Genomic DNA, 22983 nt, shown 5'->3' with positions numbered 1-22983 from the left:
GGGAAAGGGATCAGATCGCGGCGGCCAGCGTGACGCCCTGATGAATGGCGGTCTTGGCATCCAGTTCGGCTGCGACATCTGCGCCACCGATCAGGTGCACGGTCCGCCCCGCATCAAGCAGCGGCTGGAAAAGGTCGCGCAGCGGATCCTGACCGGCGCAGATGACGATATGGTCGGCGGGCAGGGTTTCGTCGCGGCCGTTAACGGTAAGGTGCAGCCCTTGATCGTCGATCCGGCGGTAGGTGACACCGGAAACCATCTGCACGCCTTTCGCCTTCAGCCCGGTGCGGTGGATCCAGCCGGTTGTCTTGCCCAGATCCTTGCCCGGCTTCGATGACTTGCGCTGCAACAGCCAGACCTGCCGGGGCGAGGGATGAGGATGGGGCGGGGCAAGGCCTCCGGGCTGGGTATGGTCGGGGTCGATGCCCCATTCGGAATAGAATTTCGCGAGGTTCAGGCTGGCGCTGTCGCCGGTATGGGTCAGCCGTTCGGCCACATCAAAGCCGATGCCGCCGGCGCCGATGATGGCGACGCGCGGGCCGATGCTGTCGCTGTCGGCCAGCGCCTGAAGATAGCTGACCACCTTGGGGTGGCCGATGCCCTGAATGTCGGGCAGGCGCGGGGTGATCCCGGTGGCCAGCACGATCTGGTCAAAGCCGCCCAGATCCTGCGGGCCAACACGCCTGTTCAGGTGCAGCGTGACGCCAAGCCGGGCGATCTCGGCCCGGAAATAGCGCAGCGTTTCGTGAAATTCCTCTTTGCCGGGAATGGTCTTTGCGATGTTGAACTGGCCGCCGATCTGATCGCCTGCGTCGAACAGGTTGATCTTGTGGCCGCGCCCCGCCGCCGTCGTGGCAAAGGCCAGACCTGCCGGACCTGCGCCGATCACGGCGATGGATTGCGGTTTCGTGGTCGGTTCGATGATGATCTCGGTCTCGTGGCAGGCGCGGGGGTTGACCAGGCAGGATGTGACCTTCAGCGCGAAGGTATGATCAAGACAGGCCTGGTTGCAGGCGATGCAGGTGTTGATCCGCCCGGCCTGGCCATTGCGGGCCTTGGTCACGAAATCCGGGTCGGCAAGAAACGGTCGCGCCATCGAGACCATGTCGCAGGCGCCATCTGCCAGCAATTGCTCGGCCAGGTCTGGGGTGTTGATGCGGTTGGTGGCGATCAGCGGGATGCCGACCTTGCCCATCATCCGCTTGGTCACCCAGGCAAAGGCGCCGCGCGGCACCTTGGTTGCGATGGTCGGAATGCGGGCTTCGTGCCAGCCGATACCGGTGTTGATGATCGTGGCGCCGGCGGTCTCGATCGCGCGGGCCAGGTCCACCACCTCGTCAAAGGTCGAGCCGCCTTCGACCAGATCCAGCATAGACAGCCTGTAGATGATGATGAAATCGGCGCCGACGGCCTGACGTGTCCGGCGGATGATCTCGACCGGAAAGCGGATGCGCTTGGCATGGGAACCGCCCCAGTGATCGTCGCGCCGATTGGTGCGGGCGGCGACGAATTCGTTGATCAGATAGCCTTCCGAGCCCATGATCTCGACCCCGTCATAGCCGGCTTGGCGGGCCAGAACGGCGCATCGGACGAAATCGTCGATGGTCGCCTGAACCTCGGCGGTCGTCAGTTCCTGCGGCTGGAACGGGTTGATCGGGGCCTTCAGTGCCGAGGGCGCGACCAGATCGGGCTGATAGGAGTAGCGGCCGAAATGCAGGATCTGCATGGCGATCTTGCCGCCCTCGGCATGGACGGCATCGGTCACGATGCGGTGGTTGGCCACGTCCCGATCACTGGCCATCATTGCCCCGCCGGGCATCGGGCGCCCGCGTTCGTTCGGTGCGATCCCGCCGGTGACGATCAGCCCGACGCCGCCTCGGGCGCGTTCGCCGTAGAAAGCTGCCATGCGCTGAAATCCGTTGGGCATTTCTTCCAGGCCGACATGCATCGACCCCATAAGGACGCGGTTCTTCAATGTGGTGAAACCCAGATCCAGCGGGCTGTTCATCAGCGGAAAATGCGTCATCTCGGGTGCCTCCTCGGGGTTCCTCGCCGGGCAAGAAGGCCATACGACCCGCATTTTTGCAACTGGTTGCATAATGGGTGGCTGGTAACGTTGCGTCGCAGCGGCTAGGACAGGCCATGTCGCTGCCCCATGCCCTTTTGACCGCGCTGACCGAAAAATCCGGTTCCGGGTTGGATCTTGCCCGCCGATTTGACAAATCCATCGGCCATTTCTGGTCCGCGACCCATCAGCAGATTTATCGAGAGCTGGGGCGTCTGGAACAGGCCGGGCTGATCAAGGCCGAGCCGCTGCCTGATTCGCGGGGACAGAAGAAGATCTATCATGTCCTGGCCGCCGGCCGTGACGAGTTGCGGCGCTGGATTCCGCTGGCCGAGGATAGCAGCCCCTTGCGCGATGCGCTGATGGTGCGCCTGCGGGCCGAGGCGTCATTGGGGCCGGCGGGGCTGGAACCTGCCTTGCTGCACCGGCTTGCGGCGCATCGGCAAAAGCTGGCGCAATACCGCCAGATCGAGGCCGAGGATTTTCCGCACGGCTCGGGTGATCGGGCGCAGGCCCTGCAAAAACTGGTCCTGGAGGCCGGGATCAGATACGAAGCCGGATGGATCGAGACGCTGGAACAGGCGCTGGTGATCCTGCGCCGGGACGACCCCGGCGCGCGGGATTAGGGGCCGACTGCCCTATATCGAACGGGTGACGCCGCCATCAACCCGCAGGCTTTGGCCAGTGACATAGCTGGAATCATCGCTGAGCAGAAAGGCGGCGGCCTTTGCCTGTTCCTCGACGCGGGCGATGCGTTTCAGCGCGGCCATTTCGGCGAATTTTCCGACATCGAGGCTGTCGGTAAAGCCGGGCAGCAGGCAGTTCATGCGGATATTCTCGGCGCCGTAGCGGTCGGAATACAGCTTGGCAAAGGACGAGACGCCGACGCGATACACGCTGGAGGTCGGAAACATCAGGCTGGGTTCAAAGGCCGAATAGGTGGTGATGCAGCAGATCGAGCCGCCGCCCTGCGCCTGCATCACCGGGGTGACCATCCGGGCCATGCGGATGACCGGCAGCAGGACCATGTTATTGGCGCGCTGCCAGTCCTGGTCGCTGATCTCCAGCAGATCGCCCTTTGGCGGGCCGCCGACATGGATCAGCACCGCGTCGATGCGGCCATAGCTGGACATCGCCAGATCAAAGACCGCCTGAAGATCGTCAGCGTCCTCGGCCCGGCCGCGATAGGCGACCCCGCCCAATTGCGCGGCCAGCTTTTCAGCACTGTCCGAAGGCGACATCAGCGCCAGTTGATAGCCCCGCTGATGCATCTCGCGGGCGATTGCCGCGCCCATGCCCCTGCCGCCGCCCACGATCAGGCAAACTTTCGTCTCGCTCATCCCGCTTTTCCTTGCCCTTTTCCGGGGCGTCGAATCGGCCCCTTTGCCATGCTTTGCCCCCGCCCAAAGGCGAAAACGGCCGCGCCCAATGGGGCGTGACCGTTTCATCATAGCGATCCCGGCGCAGGGGGAAAGCCGGCCCTATGCAGGCTGCGCGCCGCCATGTCGCGGGGCAATGGTGATGCGATTGCCCCAGGGGTCGGTGAAGCCGTCGCCACCCAGACCGGTTGCGCGATCCGGCTGCGCCGACAGAACCAGTTCTGCCAGCCCGGCGGTATCGGCACTGCGCGGCCCGGCGCCACGGCTGTTCCAGATATTCGTCGCCAGATGATGATGATACCCATCCGCCGCATAGAAGCTGGCCCCCGACCGGGCCGCCATCAGATCCAGCCCCAGGGTGCCGGTATAGAAGGCCTCGGCCATCGGAATGTCGCCCACTTGCAGATGCACATGGCCGATAACCGTATCATCCGGGGCCCCGGTCCAGTCACCCTGCGCCTGCATCAGGCCGGGGAAATCCAGCGCCGAATTGGCCATGACGACCCGCTTGGCATCACCTGTCCCCTCGAAGGTCCAGCTATCGCGCGGGCGGTCGACATAGATCTCGATGCCGTTGCCCTCGGGGTCGTGCAGATAGACCGCCTCGCTGACCAGATGGTCGGCGGCGCCGTCAAGATGCTGCTCCAGACCGCCGGCATGGCGCAGCCAGCGCCCCAGATCCTGACGCGCGGGCAGCAGGAAGGCGGTGTGATACAGACCGGCCTCTTGCGGGTGGCTGCGGGCCTGCGGATCGCGGCGCAGCTGGACCAGCGCGCGGTCGCCCTGGCCAAGGGTCAGCAGCTCGGCATCGCCGCTGATGCGGTTCAGCCCGATGACGCGCTGGTAGAAATCGCCGACCCGGTCCAGGTCGCGCACCGTCAGCGCCACATGGCTGACCGAAAGGGAAGCGTCACTTGTCGCCATCTTCATTCTCCTTGCTGTGCCGCGATTGCGGTTGCGTCAGTCTTTCGTCGCGGCCAGTGCACCGCCACCCAGAAGGGCCTGCACCAGCAGCGCCACGGCCCAGAATGCCGGATATTCCCAACCGCCCCCTTCGTTGTTGAACCAGAAGCCGTTCGCCCCATGCCCCAGGACCGCCGCGCCCAGCAGAACCGGGATCAGCGCCAGCGCCACAAGGCTGGTCTGAAAGCCCAGGATCAGCGCGATCCCGCCCAGCAGTTCGGCCGCGATCGTGGCATAGGCCAGAACGCCCGGCAGCCCGAGCGAGGCGAAATATCCCGCCGTGCCCGACGGCGTGAACACAAAGATCTTCAGCCCGGCATGGGCCAGGAACAGCACCCCAAGGGTTACCCGCAGGATCAGCGCGGCCTTGTCCGCCCCGCGTTCGGATCCAAAGCCAAATCCGGTCAGCACATTGTTCATCTGTCATCTCCTCATACATGCACGCATCGGTGCGATTTGTCGTCGGCAAACAGATAGCGCCTTGTTATTGTCTCGATAATGGCAACAGTTGGATAGTTACTGTCGCCAAATGGGGGATAATGTGGAATTTGCCGACGGGATCAGAACCTTTGTCGCCGTGGTCGAGGCGGGCTCTTTTACTGCCGGCGCGCAGCGATTGGGGATTTCGAACAAGTTGGCCGGCAAGCAGGTCGCCGCGCTAGAGGCACGGCTGGGCCGCAGCCTGCTGTATCGCACCACGCGGGCGCTGTCGCTGACCGAGGATGGCGAACGCTGGCTGCCCCACGCGCGCGAGGTTCTGGCCGCGCTGGATCAGGCCGAGGCCGCGCTGCATGATCCGGGCCGCAGCCTGTCGGGGCGGCTTCGCATCACCGCCGGCACCACCTTGGGCGAGCTTTGCCTGGCCGACGCAGCCCGCAGCTTTGTCACTGAAAATCCGCAGGTGCGGGTCGAGATGGTGCTGAATGACGGGCTGACCGATCTGGTCGCGGGTGGCTTTGATCTGGCTGTGCGCATCGGCATTCCACGCGATTCCAGCCTGAAGATGCAGCGGATCGGCCGCACTACCCCGGCCATCGCGGCCAGCCCGGATTATCTGGCCCGGCATGGAACACCGCAGCGTCCCGCCGATCTGGAAGGGCATCAGGCCATCATCGACCTGAATGAGGAAACGCCCGGCCGCTGGCCCTTGCGGGATGGCGCGGCCGAGGTGGTCATCGCGATGCAAGGCCAACTGTCTGTCAACAGCGCGGCCATCGCGATCGGCGAGGCGATCCGGGGGCATGGTCTTGTGCGCGCGCCCGACATCTTCCTTGCCCCCTATCTGGCCAGCGGCGCGCTGGTGCCGCTGCTGACCGAATCCAGACTGGGCGAGCGGCCCATCAACCTGCTGACTCAGCCGACCGCATTCAGGCAGCGAAAGATCGCCGCGTTTGCCACGGTTCTGCGCCGGCATCTGGACGCGCTGGCCTGAAAGGCCGTCGGCGCCGCGACCACCTGCATTCCGTTAGCGCTGGTCAGGTCGCTGCGGCGTATTCCGCCTCGCTGACATGTTCCAGCCAGTCGACCGTGCGGCCCTCGCTGACTTCCTGAACCGCGATATGGGACATGGCGGTCTGGTGCGATGCCCCGTGCCAGTGCTTTTCGCCTGGCGCAAACCAGATGACGTCGCCGGGGCGCAATTCGCGCAGCTCTCCGCCCCAGCTTTGGGCCAGGCCAAGGCCGGTGGTGACGATCAGCGTCTGGCCGAGGGGATGGGTATGCCATGCGGTGCGCGCGCCGGGTTCGAAGGTGACAAGCGCCCCCTGCACCCGGTCCGGGGCTTGTGGGTTGAACAGCGGATCCAGCCTGACGGTGCCGGTAAACCAGTCGGCGGGCCCCTTGGCCGATGGGGTGGTGCCTGCGCGGAAGATCTGCATCCTGCTCTCCTTTCCTGGTGGCGGGGATATGGGCCAAGCTTGGCATGTCTGGCAGGGGATCGCCAAGCGTGACTAAGCGCGCGGTTCCGAACACCGTCGCGCGAGCGGCGGTTGAACGGCGTGGCGCCTGCCCCCAACTGGAATCGCAGTCGATAAACGGGGGATTGGCATGCAGGGTATTTCGCGGCGTCAGGTGCTGCTTACCGGATCAGCGGCGCTGGCGGCGCCGGTATTGGCCTCGCGTGCCGGGGCGCAGCAGGCGGATCTGCGTGCGGTCTCGGCGCAGGCGGCGGGGCTGGGGCAATTGCGGGCGCTGGTCATTCACCGCGATGGTCAGCGGCTGCTGGCGCAGGCCTATCGTGGTCCGGCGGTGGACCGGCCGGCGAATGTCAAATCGGTGTCCAAGACGATCCTTGCGCTGCTGACTGGCATTGCCATCGACCGGGGCGTGATCGACGGCCCCGATCAGCCGGTTCTGCCGCTGTTGGGGCGCGACCCGTTCGGCGATGCCCGCGACCGGCTGACCGTGGGCGATCTGTTGACCATGCGGGCAGGGCTGGCCAGCACCTCGGGGGCGAATTACGGCGCCTGGGTGTCCAGCCCCGATTGGGTCGATTATGCGCTGCGGCAACCGCTGGAGGACGCGCCCGGCGGGCGCTTCATCTATTCCACCGGCGGCTGGCACATTCTGGGCGCGGCGCTGGCGCGTGCTGCCGGTGACGATTTGCATCAGCTGGCCCGCGACTGGCTGGCCGGCCCGCTGGACATTGCCATGCCGCCATGGATCCGCGACCCGCAGGGACGTTTTCTGGGCGGCAATGACATGGTGGTCAGCCCCTTGGGCCTGGCCCGGATCGGTGATCTGATGCTGAATGGTGGCCGGGTCCAGGGTCGGCAGGTCGTCAGCGCGGCCTGGCTTGAAACATCGTGGCAGCCCCGCGCGCGATCACCCTTTTCGGGCGATGACTATGGCTATGGCTGGTTCCTGACCCGCTATGCCGGCAGGGATGCCGTTTATGCGCGCGGATATGGCGGACAGATGCTGGCTGTGGTCCCTGATCTGCGGCTCAGCGTGGCCATCACCTCGGACCCGAATCTTCCGGCGCGGGGCGAGGGGCATTTCGGCGACCTGCGCCGGCTGATGGATCAGATCGTGGCGAGTGTCTGAGGCAGGATCCGCCCGCCGTCAGCCCATGATCGCGCGCTTGGCCAGGTTGATGAACTGGGCGCGCTCGGCATCTGACAGATTGCCCAGAATCTCGGCCTGCAAGGCGGCGACCATCGGGGACAGCTGCATCAGCAGCTTGTGACCTGCCGGGGTCAGCGTCAGCCTGCGGGCGCGGCGGTCGTTCTCGTCGATCTGACGCGCGACCAGACCCTTCTGTTCCAGCCGCTGCACAACCCCGCCAATCGTTGCCCGATCATAGGCGATCATGGTCGCAAGACCTGCCTGATCCGTGCCGGGGTGCAGGTTCAGCATGTCCAGCGCCGCGAATTGCACCGATGTCAGGTCATGACCTGCTTCCTTCATCCGATCCTGAAAAATGGCCGTAGAGCGCTGGTTCAGGCGGCGGATCAGATGCCCCGGCAATTCGGTCAGATCAGAGGTCGATGTCATGGCATCCTTCCGGCACTTAATATGCATACATACTATATTGACAGATCGGGCGGATGTCCAGTATCTGGTAGTAAGCATGCATATCATTTGTGGAGGGGAAGGATGCAATATCATCAAAACGGCTTTCGTGCCGGTGATCCGTCGGTATTGCCTGCGGCGGATGATGCGGCGGTGCGGGCCGACAAGGTCGATGTCCTGATCGTGGGCTGCGGTCCGGCGGGGCTGACGCTTGCGGCGCAGCTTTCGGCCTTTCCCGGTATCGTGACCCGGATCACCGAGCGGAAATCCGGGCCTTTGCAGGTCGGTCAGGCTGATGGGGTGGCCTGCCGCTCGGTCGAGATGTTTCAGGCCTTCGGCTTTGCCGACCAGGCGATGAAAGAGGGGTATTGGGTCAACGAGGTCGCCTTTTGGCGGCCGGTCGAGGGCACCGCCGGGTTGGCGCGTGCCGACCGCATCCGCGATGTCGAAGAGGATCTGTCCGAGATGCCGCACTTGATTCTGAATCAGGCGCGCATTCATGATTTCTATCTTTCCGTGATGCGCAATTCGCCCCGCCGGCTGGTTCCAGACTATGACCGCGACCTGATCGGGCTTCAGGACTCCGGCGACCCGGACTATCCGGTTCTGGCCCGGTTCCGCTGTCTCGACGACGATTCCGGCCGGGTCGAGACGATCCGCGCGCGGTATGTCGTGGGCTGTGATGGCGCGCGCAGCACCGTGCGCGCGGCCATGGGGCACGTCTTGAAAGGCGAGGCAGCGCGTCAGCTTTGGGGCGTGATGGATGTGCTGGCGGTGACAGATTTCCCCGACATCCGGCTGAAGGTGGCGATCCAATCCGCCGATCAGGGCAGCATGATGATCATCCCGCGCGAGGGCGGCTATCTGGTCCGCATGTATATCGAGCTGGACGCGCTGCATGGCGATGAACGCGCCGCCGACCGCAAGATCACCCCGGATCAGTTGATCGCAAAGGCCCGCGCGATCCTGTCGCCCCATAGCCTTGAGGTCAAGGAAGTGTCCTGGTGGTCTGCCTACGAGATCGGCCAACGTGTCTGCGATGCCTTCGACGATGTTCCGAAGGCCGAGCGTGGTCTTCGTCAGCCGCATATCTTCATTGCCGGTGATGCCTGCCACACGCACAGCCCCAAGGCGGGGCAGGGCATGAACGTGTCGATGGCCGACAGCTTCAATCTGGGCTGGAAACTGGCTGCCGTTCTGAACGGGCAGGCGGGGCCGGCGCTTCTGGATACCTATTCGGCCGAGCGTCAGGCCAAGGCGAAGGAACTGATCGACTTTGATCGCGACATGGCGCGGCTGTTCAGTGCCCGCCCCCGCAATCCGGCCGAGGCCTCTGTGTTTCAGGGCTATTTCAAGAAGCACGGGCGATATACGGCCGGGGTCGAGACGCGCTATGACCCCTCGCTGATCACGGGGAATGACCGGCATCAGGCGCTGGCCTCTGGTCAGATTGTCGGCAAGCGGTTCCATTCGGCGCCCGTCACCCGGCTGGCCGATGCCCGAGTGATGCAGCTGGGTCATGCGCTGCTGGCGGATGGTCGGTGGCGTCTGATGGCTTTTGCGCCAGCGGGTGACGAAGGGCAGCCCGGCGGTGCCATTGCGACCCTGTGCCGGTTCCTGGACCGTGATCCTGCCAGCCCGTTGCGGCGCCATACGCCCGCCGGGGCCGATATCGACAGTGTCCTTGACCTGCGGGCCGTGTTCCAGCCAGACCACCGGCAGATGCGGCTGGACCGGCTGCCATCGCTGTTGCTGCCGGCCAAGGGGGCGCTTGGTCTGGTTGATTACGAAAAGGTTTTTTGTGCGGGCAGCGCGGGTGCAGGGGCCGACATCTTCGACATGCGGGGCATCGACCGGCAGCGCGGCGCGCTGCTGATTTTGCGGCCCGATCAATATGTTGCCCAGGTCCTGCCACTCGACGCATTTGACGATCTGGTCCGGTTCTTCGCGGGTTTCATGCAGTTGCAGAACGTCCCGGAGATGGCGATGGATAATGGTTATTGACTATAACTATTATCCATCATACCAATATGACGGGAAGAGGGGGAATCATGTCGCAACCGGATGAACAAGCCGAAGATGGCACCGCGCGGATCATCGAGGATACGGTGCTTGGCGGGCTGATCGGCTATCGGCTGAAGCGGGCCTATATGCTGATCCAGCCGCGGGCCCATGCCGTTCTGGCCGAGGAAGGTCTGCGCGTCGCCAGCTTTTCCTGCCTGTCGATCATCATCGACAATCCCGGCATCGTTCAGTCCGAACTGTCCGATGCCTTGCAGATCGAACGCTCGAACCTTGTCGTCGTCATCGACGAACTGGAACAGCGCGGGCTGATCTCACGCAAGCGGGTTCCCACCGACCGCCGGCGTTACGCGCTGACGGCGACCCTGCGCGGTCGCCATATGCGCGACCGCCTGACGAAAAAGACCCATCTTGCCGAAGAGGTGATCTTTGGCAGGCTGAACCAGGAAGAACGCGCCCAGTTCCTGCACCTGCTGGAACGGCTGGAGGGACGGCCGGCGCGCTGACCGCAAGACATCGGCGCGCCGGATGAGGAGATCCGGCCGCTTTGTGACCCAAGGAGGAAGCCCATGACAACGCGCATTGCCGCGACCCTGTTCGCATGTTCGATTTCCGTGCTGGCGGTGCAGGCCTCGGCCGACACCATCCGCGCCACCAGCGCCTTTGGCCCGAACCACGCGGCCGCCAAGGATGTCTATCCGACGATCTTCAGCAAGCTGGAAGAGCTGACCGAGGGCCGCTGGACCGGGCATGACACGCCTTCGGGACTTGTCGCCCCGAATGAGATGTCGACCGGTCTGCGCGATGGCGTGACCGAGTTCGGCCCGTTGCTGATGCCCTATTTCGTTGCCGAATATCCCGAATCCGGGCTGGTCTCGGAACTGTCGATGCTGGGGTCCAGCGCGCAGGTCGTGTCCGCCACCGTCACCGAATATATCGTCACCTGCGAACCCTGTCAGGCCGAGTTCACGCGCAACGGTCAGGTCTATCTGGGCTCGGATACGACGCCGATCTATCAGTTGCTGACCACCAAGCCGGTTCGCACGCTGGCCGATATGAAGGCGCTGAAGGTGCGCAGCGGTTCGCCCTTCTATGCGGCCTATATCGAGAAGATGGGCGGCGTCGCGGTGCAGATGCCCTCAAGCGAGCTGTTCGAAAGCCTCAGCCAGGGTGTCGTGGATGCGACCTTCAGTTCGCCGCACGAAATCATCGCCAACCGGCTTGGCGACGTGATCAACTATGTGACCGAACTGAACGAGGGCGTGTTCAACGGTGCCGCCGTCGCCACCGCCAGCAAGATGCTGTGGGACCGGATGGATGCGCAGGACCGTCATGCGCTGGCAACGGCCTCGCAATACGGGCTGGCGGCGGGCGTCGCGGGTTTTGACGCGCAGGTCGCCGAGGTCAAGGCCGGTGACGAGGTCGAATTCATCACCCCCGATCAGGCCGTTCTGGATGCGCGCGACGCCTATAACACCGAACGCCTGGCAGGCGCCGCGGCGATCCTGGAACAGCGCGGCGTGACCGATGCCCAGGCCAAGATCGACCGCTATGCGGCGCTGATCGAGAAATGGGAAGGCCTGATCACCCCCGAAATGACCCCCGAGGAACTGGGCGCGCTGCGTGAGCAGGAAATCTGGTCCGGCGTCGATTTCGCCACCTACGGCCAGTAAGCTTCAGGCACGCGCCGGCTGACCGGCGCGTGCCCTTCGCCAAAAAACCCCCGCATTTTCTGGAGGATCGGATGCTGAAACCGATCGAAACTGCCATTGCGCGGTTCAGTATGGTCATGGGCGGCCTGGTGTTGATCGCGATGATGTTGCAGGTCGTGATTGATGTGCTGATGCGCAGCTTTCTTGGCGCAGGCTTTCCCGCCACCGCCGATCTGGTCGGCAAGTATTACATGGTCGCCGTCAGCCTGCTGCCGCTGGCCCTGACGGAACTGAAGCGCCGCCATATCGAGGCGACGATCTTTACCCAGAACCTGACCGGAACGCCGCTGCGGCTGGTGCAATTGTTCGGCTTTCTGGTCTTTGCCGCGGTGCTGGCGGTGATGCTTTACGGCTCGACCAACGAGGCGCTCAGCAAGATGGCCAGCGGCGCCTATATCGAGGCCGGCACGATGCGCTTTGTGACCTGGCCCAGCTATTGGATCCCGCCCTTTTCCTTCGGCCTTGCCCTGATCGTCATGCTGATCCGCATCTTTGAGGTGCTGACCGGCCGCTTTACCGACGGCGATCACGATCCGCTGGAAGAGCTTCAGGCCACGCAGGAGGAGGCGTGATGGAACCGATCACCATTGGCATTCTGGCATTGGTCGCGCTTCTGGCGCTGATCGCGCTGCGCGTGCCCATTGCGGCCTCGCTGATCGGGGTGTCATTCGTCGGCATCTGGGCCGTGGCCGGCCTGCGACCGGCGCTGTCGATGCTGTCGACGATCCCATATACCACCTCGGCCAGTTGGACGCTGTCCTCGATCCCGATGTTCCTGCTGATGGGCTATATCGCCTATCACTCGGGCCTGACGCGCGGGTTGTTCGAGGCCGCCCGCGTCTGGTGGGGCTGGTTGCCCGGCGGGCTGGCCATCGCCTCGCTTGCCGGTGCCTCGGGCTTTGCGGCGGTGTCGGGGTCATCGGTCGCCTGTTCGGCCGCCATCGGCCGGATCGCGGTGCCCGAAATGGCGCGACAGGGCTATGACCTGCGCATCGCCACCGGCTCGGTGGCAGCAGGGGGCACGATCGGCGCGCTGATCCCGCCCTCGATCATCCTGATCCTTTACGGGATCCAGGCCGAGACCTCGATCAACCAGCTGTTTCTGGGCGGGCTGTTCGTGGGGCTTGCCTCGCTGGCCTTCTATATCGCTGCCGTGCTGATCGTCTGGTGGCGCAATCCCGAAAGCCTGCCGCGCGCCCAAGCCTATACGATGGGCGATCGCTGGCAAAAGACGGCCGAGATCTGGCCGGTTCTGCTGCTGATCGCAGCGGTGTTCGGCGGGCTGTTCAGCGGCTTCTTCACCGCGACCGAGGCCGGCGCTTTCGGCAGCTTCGTTGCCATCCTGATCGGGCTGGTGCGGCGCTCGCTCAGCTGGAAGGGGTTCAAGGAAAGTCTGGTCGACACACTTTTGTCGGGCGGGGCGCTGTTCATCATCGCCATCGGCGCCAACCTGTTCACGCGGCTTGTCGCCATGTCGGGCCTGTCGATGCAGATCAGCGGCTTTGTCGAGGGGCTGGGGCTGGGCACATTCGCGCTGCTGCTGGCGATCGTCGTGATCTATCTGATCCTTGGCATGTTCCTGGAACCGATCGGTGCGCTGCTGCTGACGCTGCCGCTGTTCCTGCCGATCCTGGCCCAGCATGGCGTCGACAAGCTGTGGTTCGGCCTGCTGGTCGCCAAGCTGCTGGAGATCGGGATGATCACGCCGCCCGTCGGGTTGAACGTCTTCGTCATCCATTCGGTCGCGCGGGATTATGTGCGGCTGGAACAGGTTTTCGCCGGGATCGTGCCGTTCATTCTGGCCGATCTGGCGCTGGTCGCGGCCATGCTGGCCCTGCGCGGCTTCATGTAAGGAAAAGGGGTAACGAAATGGATATTTCGGGACAGATTGCACTGGTCACCGGCGGCGGCAGCGGGCTGGGCGAGGCCACGGCCCGGCGGCTGGCCCGGCAGGGGGCGCGGGTTGCCGTGCTGGACCTGTCGGCTGATGCGGCGGCGCGGGTCGCGGATCAGATCGGCGGGATCGGGATCGCCGTCGATGTGTCGGACCCCGCCGCTGTCGAGGCTGCCTTTGCCCGCGTCGCGGCCGAACTGGGTGTTCCGCGCATCGTGGTGAACTGTGCCGGGATCGGCACGGCGGGTCGCATCCTGCCGCGCGATGGCGCGCTGCCGCTGGAAGCCTTTGAACGCACCCTGCGGGTGAACCTCTATGGCAGCTATGTCGTGCTTAGCCATGCGGCGCGTGCCATGGCCGGGGCCGAACCGCTGGACGGCGATGGCGCGCGGGGCGTGATCATCAACACCGCATCCGTGGCCTGGCAGGATGGCCAGATCGGGCAGGCCGCCTATGCCGCGTCCAAGGGCGGCATCGTGTCGATGACCTTGCCGGCGGCGCGCGAACTGGCGCGGTTCGGCATCCGGGTGATGGCCATCGCGCCGGGCCTGTTCGAAACCGCCATGAGCGCCGGCCTGCCGCCCGAGGCGCGCACCGCGCTGGAAGCCGGGCTTCCCTTTCCCTCGCGGATTGGGCGCCCCAATGAATTTGCCATGCTGGTCGAGCAGATCGTGCAGAACCCGCTGTTGAACGGCGAGGTGATCCGCATCGACAGCGCCGTGCGGCTGGCCCCCAAATGACCGTCCTGAAGGAGACAACGATGTCCGAACATGCGAAATATCTGACCACCGAACTGGACGGCCAGATCGCCACCATCACCATGATCCGCACCGACAAGCGCAACGCCATGAGCGATGGGCTGATCGCCGCCATCGAAAACGCCTATGCCACGCTGCCCGAACAGGTGCGGGTGGTGATCCTGACCGGGTCGGGCGGGCATTACTGTTCCGGGCTGGACCTGTCAGAACATGTCGAGCGCTCGGCCGAGCAGGGCGTTTATCATTCGCGCAAGTGGCATCAGATCATGGACATGATCCAGTTTGGCGGGCGGATCACCATTTCCGCCATGCAGGGCGCCGTGATCGGCGGCGGGCTGGAACTGGCGACCGCGACCCATGTGCGCATTGCCGAGCCGTCGGTGATCTTCCAGCTGCCCGAGGGCCGGCGCGGTATTTTCGTGGGCGGCGGTGCCTCGGTCCGGGTCGGGCGCATTCTGGGCGCCGACCGCATGGTCGAGATGATGCTGACCGGCCGCAAGTATGATGCCGATGACGGGGTGCGCCTTGGCCTGGCCCATTACAGCGTGGCCGATGGCGAGGCACTGCCTCTGGCCCGCAAGCTGGCCGCCGACATCGCCGGCAACGCGCCGATGTCGAACTATTTCATGGTGCAGGGGCTAAGCCGCATCAGCGACATGTCCCATGCCGAGGGCCTGTTCACCGAAAGCCTGTGTGCCGCGCTGGTCCAGACCACGCCCGACGCGCAAGAGGGGCTGCGCGCCTTTCTGGAAAAGCGCGCGCCGGTATTCCGCTGACCTGCCAGAACCGGAGGATCGAGATGGAACATATCGAACTGCCGCCAACCACGCCCGAGAACTTCCGCGAGCGTGCCGAATGGGCAAGAGAACGCACCCTGACGCATTATCTGCCGCATCGGGTCGAACGCGAGGACCGGGCCGATGGCACCATCCTGCTGCGCTCGGGCTATCCGCTGCCTGATCATGTGCGCAACACCGGCGAATGGTTGCATATCTGGGCGGAAAAGGCGCCAGGCCGCGTCGCCGTTGCCGAACGCGAAGGGCCGGGCTGGCGCAATGTGACCTTTGGCGAGCTGTTGCCGATGGTGCGCCGGGTGGCCTCGGGGCTGCTGGCGCGCGGTATGGGGGCCGATGACCGCATCGTCATCATGTCCGGCAATGGCGTTGATCACCTGATCCTGTCGCTGGCCGCGCAATATGTGGGCGTGCCGGTGGTGCCGCTGGCCGAACAGTATTCGCTGATCCCCGATGCCTATCCGCGCCTGACCTATGTGCTGAACAAGACGCGCCCGCGCATGGCCTTTGTCGATGACGCGGCGCGTTATGCCGGCGCACTGGCTTTGCCGGAACTGGCGGGGGTCGAGATCGTCGCCGCCCGGCCGGCAGACGGTGCCAATGGGCAGACCCCCATGGCCGACCTGCTGGCGCATGAGGTGCATCCCGATCTGGACAGGGTCCATGCCGGTATCGGGCCGGATACGCTGGCCAAGATGATGTTCACCTCGGGGTCCAGTTCCGACCCCAAGGGCGTGCTGACCACGCATCGGATGCTGTGCGTCAATCAGGTGCAGATGTATTCGGTGATGCCCTATCTGTCGGACGCGCCGCCGCGCATCACCGACTGGCTGCCCTGGAACCATGTCTTTGGCGGCAATCACAACGTCAACATGACGCTGGCCCTTGGCGGCACGATGCATATCGACAGCGGCAAGCCGACCGGCAAGGGCTTTGCCACCACGCTGGCCAATCGTCAGGCATTCCCCGGCACGCTGGCCTTCAATGTGCCCATTGGCTACGTCATGATCGCCGATGCGCTAGAGGCCGATCCAGCCCTGCGTCACCGGTTGCTGAAGGATATCGACCTGATCTTCTATGCCGGCGCCTCGCTGCCGCAGGATGTCTGGGACCGGATCGAACGCGCCATGATCGAGGTGCGCGGCGGGCTGCCGATGATGGCGTCCAGCTGGGGGCTGACGGAAACCGCGCCCTCTTGTGTGGCGGTTCACGAGCCCATCGGCCGTTCCGGTGTGATCGGCGTGCCGCTGCCGGGGGTGGAATTAAAGCTGATCCCGGATGACGACATGCGCTGCGAGATCCGCGTGCGCGGGCCGAATGTCATGCCCGGCTATTTCGAGGATCCCGAGCGGACAGCGAAAGCCTTTGATGAGGAAGGATTTTTCATCACCGGCGATGCGGTGCGTTTCGTCGATAATGACGATGCCTCCCTGGGGCTGATCTTCGATGGCCGCGTGTCCGAGGATTTCAAGCTGGGCACCGGCACTTGGGTTCAGGCCGGCGCGCTGCGGATGACCGTGCTGAAGGCCCTGGCGGGGCTTGTGCAGGACGTGGTGATCTGCGGCCATGACCGGGGCGAAGTCGGGCTGTTCGTCTTTCCCGTCCCCGGCACCGCGACCGATGACAACACCACACGCGGCGCGGTCACCGATGACGCGCTGAAAGCCCGGATCGAGGCGGCGCTGCGGGCGATGAACGCGGGCGCCACCGGATCGGCCAAGCGCATCACCCGTGCGCTGATCCTGGCCGAGCCGCCCTCGGTCGAGGGGCAGGAAGTCACCGACAAGGGCTCGCTCAACATCAACAAGATCCTGACCCGCCGGGCCGATCTGCTGGAACGGCTTTACGACAACGAAGACCCGGCGCTGATCCGCGTCTGAAAGGGGGACAAGATGAACAAGATCGACTTTGAAAAGATCCGCGCCATCGACTTTCACACCCATGCCGAGGAAAGCTGTGGCTGCCATGCCGATGACGGCTATGACGACCTGCAATCGACCATGGCGAAATATTTCGGCGCCCCGTGGAATCATCCGCCGACCATCGACCAGACCGCCGACCACTATCGGCAGATGAACATCGCGGCGGTGATCTTTCCCGTCGATGCCGAACGCGAGACCGGCTATCGCCGATACAACAATTACGAGGTGGCCGATGCCTGCGCGAAACATTCGGACATCCTGATCCCCTTTGCCTCGATCGACCCGGCCAAGGGCAAGCTGGGCGCACGCGAGGCCCGTGATCTGGTGGAAAACCACGGCATTCAGGGGTTCAAGTTCCACCCGACGATGCAGGGCTTCTATCCCAACGACCGCAGCGCCTATGTCCTGTACGAGGCGATCGCCGAAAGCGGCAAGCCGGCGCTGTTCCATACCGGGCAGACCGGCGTGGGCTCGGGGATGCCCGGTGGCAACGGGATGCGGCTGAAATATTCGAACCCGATGTATATGGACGATCTGGCCGTCGATTTCCCCGACATGCCGATCATTCTGGCCCATCCGTCCTTCCCCTGGCAGGAAGAGGCGCTGTCGGTCGCCCAGCACAAGCCCAATGTCTATATCGACCTGTCGGGCTGGTCGCCCCGGTATTTCCCGCCGATCCTCGTGCAATACGCCAACACGATTCTGAAAAAGAAGATGCTGTTTGGCAGTGACTGGCCGATGATCGCGCCTGAAAAATGGCTGGACGCCTTTGACAAGGCCGATTTCCGCGACGAGGTCCGCCCGCTGATCCTGAAAGAAAACGCCATGCGACTGCTGGGTCTGACGGCCTGAACGGCTGACCCCGACCGCCTGCGGAACGCGGCCCGGCCGCATAGCAAACCCAAGGAGGATATGATGACTTCACTCAGGACGCTTTGCGTCACGGGGGCGGCTGCGCTGACGGCGCTTGCCGTCACCCTCGCCATGCCCGCCATCGCGCAGGAAGCCGCGCTCGCCACTGCGCCCGATGCCGCGCCCGCGGATGATCTGGTCGTCACCTTGCTGGGCACGGGCACGCCGGCCTTGCATTCCGACCGCTTCAGTTCCGCCAATCTGGTGCAGGCAGGCGGGTTGAACCTTTTGTTCGATGCCGGGCGCGGCGCCACCATCCGCATCAAGCAGGCCGGGCTGAATATCGGCCAGATCGACGCGACCTTTCTGACCAATTTCCATTCCGATCATGTCAACGGATTGGCCGATGTGTTCATGACCGGCTATATCCGCGTGCCCTATATCGGAACCCGGCAAGAGCCGTTTCAGCTTTATGGTCCGATCGGCACGCAGAAGCTGGCCGATGGGCTGCGGATGACGCATCAATGGGATATCGACACGCGCATCCTTGATGAACAGATACCCGAGCCAGCGACCCGGATCGAAGCACATGAAAGCGAAAGCGGCGTGGTGTTCGAACAGAACGGGGTGAAGGTCACGGCCTTTCCGGTCAAACACGGCGACAAGATCGAAAACGCCATCGGCTATCGCATTGATTATGGCGACAAGTCGGTGCTGATCAGCGGCGATACCACCTTTGATCAGAACGTGGTGGAATTCGGCAGGGATACTGATCTTGTCATCCACGAAGTCGGCATGGCCGTCCAAGACATGATGGACAGCCCCGCCGTTCAGACCGCATTGGCCCATCACACCAGCCCCGAGGATGTCGGCCGCGTCTTTGCCGCCGCGCAGCCCGATTTCGCCGTCTATTCGCATATGGTGCTGATGGGAAATCCGCCGGTGGATGAGCTGATAACGCGGACACGCACGACCTATGACGGGCCGCTGGTGATCGGCAAAGACCTGATGCAGTTCCGGCTGTCCGATCAGGGAACCTCTATCCAGGTCCTGAAAGAGTGAACGGAACACAGCCATGAAACAGCTTTTCCTTGGCGCGACCGCCCTGATCCTTGTCGCCCCGACAGCTTTGGCGCTGGATTGGACGACACCCTGACGCCCAAGGCGATGGCTTGACCGGCCGCCCCCGGCGACCGGCGACCGGCGGCATGACGCTGCGTGGCCTTGGATCAAACCAGAGGAGAATCCCATGACTTTATCCAGAACGCATTGTGCCATCTGGGCTGCCGCCGCGCTTGTCGCCCCCGCCCCGGTCGCCGCCCAGCAGGAGGCACCCGAAGCCGCCCCCGAAGCCAGCGCCGAGGCCGCGGTATCCGGCGATCTGGTCGTTACGCTGCTGGGAACCGGCACGCCGACGCTTAGCGAAACCCGCTTTGGCGCGGCCAATCTGGTGCAGGCCGGCGGGCTGAACCTGCTGTTCGATGCCGGGCGCGGGGCCAGCATCCGGGTGGCGCAGGCAGGCCAGACGCCGGGCACGCTGGACGCCGTTTTTCTGACGCATTTCCATTCCGATCACGTCAACGGCTTGTCAGACATCTATCTGACCGGATATTTTGTGGGCGCCACGCTTAAGGGTCGGACCGAGCCGTTCCAGATCTACGGCCCGACCGGCACGAAACAGCTGATGGACGGGCTTCAGGCCGCCCATAGCTGGGATATCGAGACGCGCCGCATCGACGAGGGCACGCCCGAGGCCACCGCACAGGTCGTCGCGCATGAGGCCGATGAAGGCGTTGTCTTCGAACAGAACGGCGTCACGGTCACCGCCATTCCCGTCAATCACGGCCAGAACATGTTTCCCGCCGTGGCCGCGAGGATCTGATGCAATTCGTTCTGTCAGATCAGGGTAATACCATCCGCGTCATTGAAAGGTAGCATCATGAAACGCCTTGTCCTCTGCACCACTGCACTGATCCTCGCGGCCCCGGCGGCCTTCGCGCTGGACTGTGATGACCGCCTGACCCCCGAGGCCATGGGCCTGACCGGCGTGACCTTTACCGAGGTCGCAGCCCTGCCCGCAGGCGATGAAAGCCCCGCCGCGCAATGCCGTATCCGTGCCCGCACGGCGGAACGGACGGGCAGCGACGGCAAGCCCTATGCCCTGTCCTTCGAACTGGCGCTGCCCGACGACTGGAACGGCGATTTCGTTCATCAGTTCAACGGCGGCAACGACGGCGCCGTGGTGCCGGCGACGGGCGGGCGGTTGACCGGCACGGGCGAAACCTCGGCCCTGGCGCGTGGCTATGCCGTGGTCAGCAGCGATGCGGGCCATGACGGCAAGGCCAATCCCGATCTGGGGCTGGCCGGCGGCGCGGCCTTTGGTTTCGATTTCGAGGCGCGGCAGATGTATGGCTATAAGGCGGTCGCGGTCCTGCAACCGCTGGCCTTGCAGATGGTCGCGGCCTTCTATGGCCAGCCGGCGGGGCGCAGTTATGGCATTGGCTGCTCGAATGGCGGGCGGCATGCGATGGTGGCGGCGGCGCGCATGCCCGATGCGTTTGACGGGTTGCTGATCGGTGCCCCCGGCTTCAACCTGCCGCGCGCTGGCATCCAGCATGCGCTGGATGTGCAAAGCTTTGCCAAGGTGAATGCTGATATAAGACAGGCATTTTCACCGGCCGACCTGCGACTGGTGGCTGATGGCATCCTGGCCAGTTGCGATGCGCTGGACGGGCTGTCCGATGGGCTGGTGAATGACACCGCCGCCTGTCAGGCCAGCTTTGACATCACGTCGCTGCAATGCGCCGAGGGTCAGAACTCTGCCTGCCTCAGCGCGCCGCAGGTTCAGGCCCTGCAAACGATTCACGCCGGGCCGCGCGGCGGGGATGGCCAACAGCTTTACAGCGACTGGGCCTGGGATCCGGGCATTGCCGGGGCTGACTGGCGGTCGTGGAAGCTGGAAAGCACGATTCCGCCCTGGGACAACATGCCGATTATCGCGGTTATGGGCGCGGCCTCGCAGGCGCAGATCTTTACGGTGCCGCCGACCCGCGTGGGCGGCAGCCCCGCCGATCTGGTGCAGTTCCTGCTGGAGTTCGACATTGCCGCACAGGCCGGCCGGATCGAGGCGACCGACGACCAGTTCCCGCAATCGCCGATGCAGGTCATGGCACCGCCGGGTGCCGACGATCCCGAACTGGCGGATTTCCGCGACGCGGGCGGCAAGATGATCCTGTATCACGGCGTGGCCGATGCGGTCTTTTCGGTGAATGACACGGCCCGCTGGTATGACCGGCTGAACGCCAATAACGATGGCGCGGCTGCCAGTTTTGCGCGGTTCTACCCGATGCCCGGCATGAACCACTGCGATGGCGGCCCCGCGACTGAGGTTGTCGACCTGCTGACCCCTCTGGTCGAATGGGTCGAGGCCGGCACCCCGCCCGAGGCCATCACCGCCGCCGCACATCCCGAAAGCGCCGACCTGCCCGAGACGCTGCAAGGTGCGACCCGGCCGCTGTGCCCGGCGCCTCAGGTTGCGCGCTATCAGGGCGGGGACGAAAAATCTGCTGCCAGCTTCCAGTGCAAGTGAGGTCGCGATGACACCCTTCAAAGCCCCCGTCGAAGATATCCTGTTCAGCCTGCACCAGATCGCCGGTGCAGGCAGCCTGCCCGATTGGGACAGCGCCCTGTCGGCCGAGATCATCAGCCATTTCGCCGGCTTTGCCGAAGGCGTGCTGGCACCGCTGAACGCCCCCGGCGACCGGCAGGGATGCGCGCTGGAAAACGGGCGGGTGCGGATGCCCGATGGGGTCGGCGCGGCCTATGCGCAACTGGCGGGCGATGGCTGGCAGGGGCTGACAGCGCCAGAAGAGTTCGGCGGGCAGGGAATGGATCATCTAACCGCCGCCGCCGTGTCCGAGATCTTCTCGGGTGCGAACCATGCCATGCAGATGGTCACCGGGCTGGTTCCTGGTGCCGTCTCGACGCTGCTGGCCCATGGATCACAGATGCAGCAGGCCGCCTATATCCCCAGGCTCGCCTCGGGTGAATGGCTGTCGACCATGTGCCTGACCGAGGCCGAGGCCGGATCGGACCTGTCGCGCATCCGCACGCGGGCTGTCCCCGATGGCGATGGCTGGCGGATCGACGGGCAGAAGATCTTCATCTCGGGCGGCGATCAGGATTTGTCGCAAGGCATTCTGCATCTGGTGCTGGCCCGGACCGGCACGCCCGAAGATGGCGTGCGCGGTTTGTCGCTGTTTCTCTGCCCATCGGAAACCGAGGCGGGCCGCAATCACATCAGCGTCACCCGGATCGAGGAAAAGCTGGGTCTGCATGCCTCGCCCACCTGCCAGATGGCCTTTGAGAATGCTCGGGCGGAACTGATCGGGCAGCCGGGGCAGGGGCTGGCGGCGATGTTCACCATGATGAACCATGCGCGGCTGGACGTGGCCTTGCAGGGCGTCGCCCATGCCGCGCGCGCCCATGACATCGCCTCGGCCTATGCCGCCGAGCGCTGGCAGGGACGCAAGCCAGATGGCAGCCCGGCGGCGCTTGCGGATCATCCCGATGTGCGGCGGATGCTGGACGAACAGCGCGATCTGGCCGTAGTGTCGCGCGCGATGTGCCACCTTGCCCTTGTCGAGATCGAACGGGGCCAGCGCCCCGCGCTGGTCGAGTTCCTGACCCCTCTGTGCAAGATCCACGCGACCGAGGCCGGCATTCGCGCCGCCGATCTTGGGATACAGATCCTTGGCGGCTATGGCTATCTGGAAGAATACGGCATGTCGCAGATCTGGCGTGATGCACGGATCACGGCGATCTACGAGGGCGCAAATGGCATTCACGCGCTGTCCCTCGCCACGCGCGGGTTGCGGCTGAACGGCGGCGCGGCCATTGCCGAATTTGCCGCGCTGGCGCAGGAACTGGCGCCTGGTGATGACCTGCTGCGGCAGATGGCCGGTGCGTGGCAGGACCGGGCGCGACAATTGGCCGGGGCGTCGGACGTTCGCGCCGATGCCCATGGTTTCGCGATCCAGACGGCGGCGCTGCTGGCGCAGGCGATCCGGTCGCGGTTGCGGGCCCTGTGACACCGCAGGGCAAGTGCGG

Annotated in this window: 22 protein-coding genes; 16 read left to right on the top strand and 6 right to left on the bottom strand. The window is 64.6% G+C overall.

What is annotated here, in order from left to right; genetic code table 11:
- Positions 1 to 10: 10 nt before the first annotated feature.
- Positions 11 to 2026, bottom strand: coding sequence for an NADPH-dependent 2,4-dienoyl-CoA reductase (locus tag FNJ84_RS00670; protein ID WP_143790994.1), 2016 nt, complete (start codon positions 2024 to 2026; stop codon positions 11 to 13).
- A 116-nt stretch (positions 2027 to 2142) separates the two neighbouring features.
- Between FNJ84_RS00670 and FNJ84_RS00665 the strand changes: the two genes are divergently transcribed.
- The gene (locus FNJ84_RS00665; protein ID WP_143790993.1) at positions 2143 to 2691 is read left to right on the top strand and encodes a PadR family transcriptional regulator; all 549 of its coding nucleotides are present in this window, start codon (positions 2143 to 2145) and stop codon (positions 2689 to 2691) included.
- A gap of 12 nt (positions 2692 to 2703) precedes the next feature.
- Here FNJ84_RS00665 and FNJ84_RS00660 read toward each other — a convergent pair whose 3' ends face one another.
- The 3 genes from FNJ84_RS00660 to FNJ84_RS00650 form a co-directional block, all read right to left on the bottom strand.
- On the bottom strand, positions 2704 to 3405 hold the full coding sequence (locus tag FNJ84_RS00660) for an SDR family oxidoreductase (RefSeq protein ID WP_143790992.1): 702 nt from the start codon (positions 3403 to 3405) through the stop codon (positions 2704 to 2706).
- A 141-nt stretch (positions 3406 to 3546) separates the two neighbouring features.
- Positions 3547 to 4368: a VOC family protein gene (locus FNJ84_RS00655; protein WP_143790991.1), complete on the bottom strand. Its 822-nt coding sequence runs from the start codon at positions 4366 to 4368 to the stop codon at positions 3547 to 3549.
- Positions 4369 to 4404: 36 nt separating this feature from the next.
- Complete coding sequence (locus FNJ84_RS00650; protein WP_143790990.1) at positions 4405 to 4827, bottom strand: DoxX family protein; 423 nt, start codon at positions 4825 to 4827, stop codon at positions 4405 to 4407.
- 109 nt (positions 4828 to 4936) lie between these two features.
- Here FNJ84_RS00650 and FNJ84_RS00645 point away from each other — a divergent pair, with 109 nt between their 5' ends.
- Positions 4937 to 5839, top strand: coding sequence for a LysR family transcriptional regulator (locus tag FNJ84_RS00645; protein ID WP_143790989.1), 903 nt, complete (start codon positions 4937 to 4939; stop codon positions 5837 to 5839).
- Between the two features lie 43 nt (positions 5840 to 5882).
- Here FNJ84_RS00645 and FNJ84_RS00640 read toward each other — a convergent pair whose 3' ends face one another.
- Positions 5883 to 6284 carry a cupin domain-containing protein gene (locus FNJ84_RS00640; protein WP_143790988.1) on the bottom strand — a complete coding sequence of 134 codons (402 nt, stop codon included), beginning with the start codon at positions 6282 to 6284 and terminating at the stop codon, positions 5883 to 5885.
- Positions 6285 to 6453: 169 nt separating this feature from the next.
- Between FNJ84_RS00640 and FNJ84_RS00635 the strand changes: the two genes are divergently transcribed.
- Positions 6454 to 7452: a serine hydrolase gene (locus FNJ84_RS00635; protein ID WP_143790987.1), complete on the top strand. Its 999-nt coding sequence runs from the start codon at positions 6454 to 6456 to the stop codon at positions 7450 to 7452.
- Between the two features lie 18 nt (positions 7453 to 7470).
- On the opposite strand, the gene FNJ84_RS00630 is transcribed toward FNJ84_RS00635, so the two are convergent.
- Positions 7471 to 7902: a MarR family winged helix-turn-helix transcriptional regulator gene (locus FNJ84_RS00630; RefSeq protein WP_143790986.1), complete on the bottom strand. Its 432-nt coding sequence runs from the start codon at positions 7900 to 7902 to the stop codon at positions 7471 to 7473.
- Between the two features lie 102 nt (positions 7903 to 8004).
- Here FNJ84_RS00630 and FNJ84_RS00625 point away from each other — a divergent pair, with 102 nt between their 5' ends.
- The 13 genes from FNJ84_RS00625 (at position 8005) to FNJ84_RS00565 (ending at position 22964) form a co-directional block, all read left to right on the top strand.
- Positions 8005 to 9924, top strand: a complete 1920-nt coding sequence (locus FNJ84_RS00625) for an FAD-dependent monooxygenase (protein WP_143790985.1) — start codon at positions 8005 to 8007, stop codon at positions 9922 to 9924.
- Positions 9925 to 9971: 47 nt separating this feature from the next.
- Entirely contained in the window at positions 9972 to 10448 is a 477-nt protein-coding gene (locus FNJ84_RS00620) for a MarR family winged helix-turn-helix transcriptional regulator (protein WP_185968377.1), read from the top strand.
- 63 nt (positions 10449 to 10511) lie between these two features.
- The gene (locus tag FNJ84_RS00615) at positions 10512 to 11615 is read left to right on the top strand and encodes a C4-dicarboxylate TRAP transporter substrate-binding protein (protein WP_143790983.1); all 1104 of its coding nucleotides are present in this window, start codon (positions 10512 to 10514) and stop codon (positions 11613 to 11615) included.
- A gap of 71 nt (positions 11616 to 11686) precedes the next feature.
- Positions 11687 to 12226, top strand: coding sequence for a TRAP transporter small permease (locus tag FNJ84_RS00610; RefSeq protein ID WP_143790982.1), 540 nt, complete (start codon positions 11687 to 11689; stop codon positions 12224 to 12226).
- The gene (locus FNJ84_RS00605) at positions 12226 to 13506 is read left to right on the top strand and encodes a TRAP transporter large permease (protein ID WP_143790981.1); all 1281 of its coding nucleotides are present in this window, start codon (positions 12226 to 12228) and stop codon (positions 13504 to 13506) included. The genes FNJ84_RS00610 and FNJ84_RS00605 overlap by 1 nt, the downstream gene beginning before the upstream one ends.
- A gap of 17 nt (positions 13507 to 13523) precedes the next feature.
- Complete coding sequence (locus FNJ84_RS00600; protein ID WP_143790980.1) at positions 13524 to 14288, top strand: SDR family NAD(P)-dependent oxidoreductase; 765 nt, start codon at positions 13524 to 13526, stop codon at positions 14286 to 14288.
- 20 nt (positions 14289 to 14308) lie between these two features.
- A complete protein-coding gene (locus FNJ84_RS00595; RefSeq protein WP_143790979.1) occupies positions 14309 to 15082 on the top strand; it encodes a crotonase/enoyl-CoA hydratase family protein in 774 nt (257 codons plus the stop codon).
- A gap of 23 nt (positions 15083 to 15105) precedes the next feature.
- Positions 15106 to 16980 carry a feruloyl-CoA synthase gene (locus FNJ84_RS00590; protein ID WP_143790978.1) on the top strand — a complete coding sequence of 625 codons (1875 nt, stop codon included), beginning with the start codon at positions 15106 to 15108 and terminating at the stop codon, positions 16978 to 16980.
- 12 nt (positions 16981 to 16992) lie between these two features.
- Positions 16993 to 17874, top strand: coding sequence for an amidohydrolase family protein (locus FNJ84_RS00585; RefSeq protein WP_143790977.1), 882 nt, complete (start codon positions 16993 to 16995; stop codon positions 17872 to 17874).
- A 63-nt stretch (positions 17875 to 17937) separates the two neighbouring features.
- Positions 17938 to 18936 carry an MBL fold metallo-hydrolase gene (locus FNJ84_RS00580; RefSeq protein WP_185968376.1) on the top strand — a complete coding sequence of 333 codons (999 nt, stop codon included), beginning with the start codon at positions 17938 to 17940 and terminating at the stop codon, positions 18934 to 18936.
- A 187-nt stretch (positions 18937 to 19123) separates the two neighbouring features.
- On the top strand, positions 19124 to 19756 hold the full coding sequence (locus FNJ84_RS00575; RefSeq protein ID WP_143790976.1) for an MBL fold metallo-hydrolase: 633 nt from the start codon (positions 19124 to 19126) through the stop codon (positions 19754 to 19756).
- 57 nt (positions 19757 to 19813) lie between these two features.
- Positions 19814 to 21463, top strand: coding sequence for a tannase/feruloyl esterase family alpha/beta hydrolase (locus FNJ84_RS00570; RefSeq protein WP_143790975.1), 1650 nt, complete (start codon positions 19814 to 19816; stop codon positions 21461 to 21463).
- Between the two features lie 7 nt (positions 21464 to 21470).
- Positions 21471 to 22964, top strand: coding sequence for an acyl-CoA dehydrogenase family protein (locus FNJ84_RS00565; RefSeq protein WP_143790974.1), 1494 nt, complete (start codon positions 21471 to 21473; stop codon positions 22962 to 22964).
- Positions 22965 to 22983: the final 19 nt, after the last annotated feature.

The sequence above is a fragment of the Paracoccus sp. M683 genome, assembly GCF_007096355.1.
In the GTDB taxonomy this organism is placed as follows: Bacteria; Pseudomonadota; Alphaproteobacteria; order Rhodobacterales; family Rhodobacteraceae; genus Paracoccus.
Note: the sequence above shows the minus strand (reverse complement) of the source record. Positions and strands in the feature narration are given on the sequence as shown.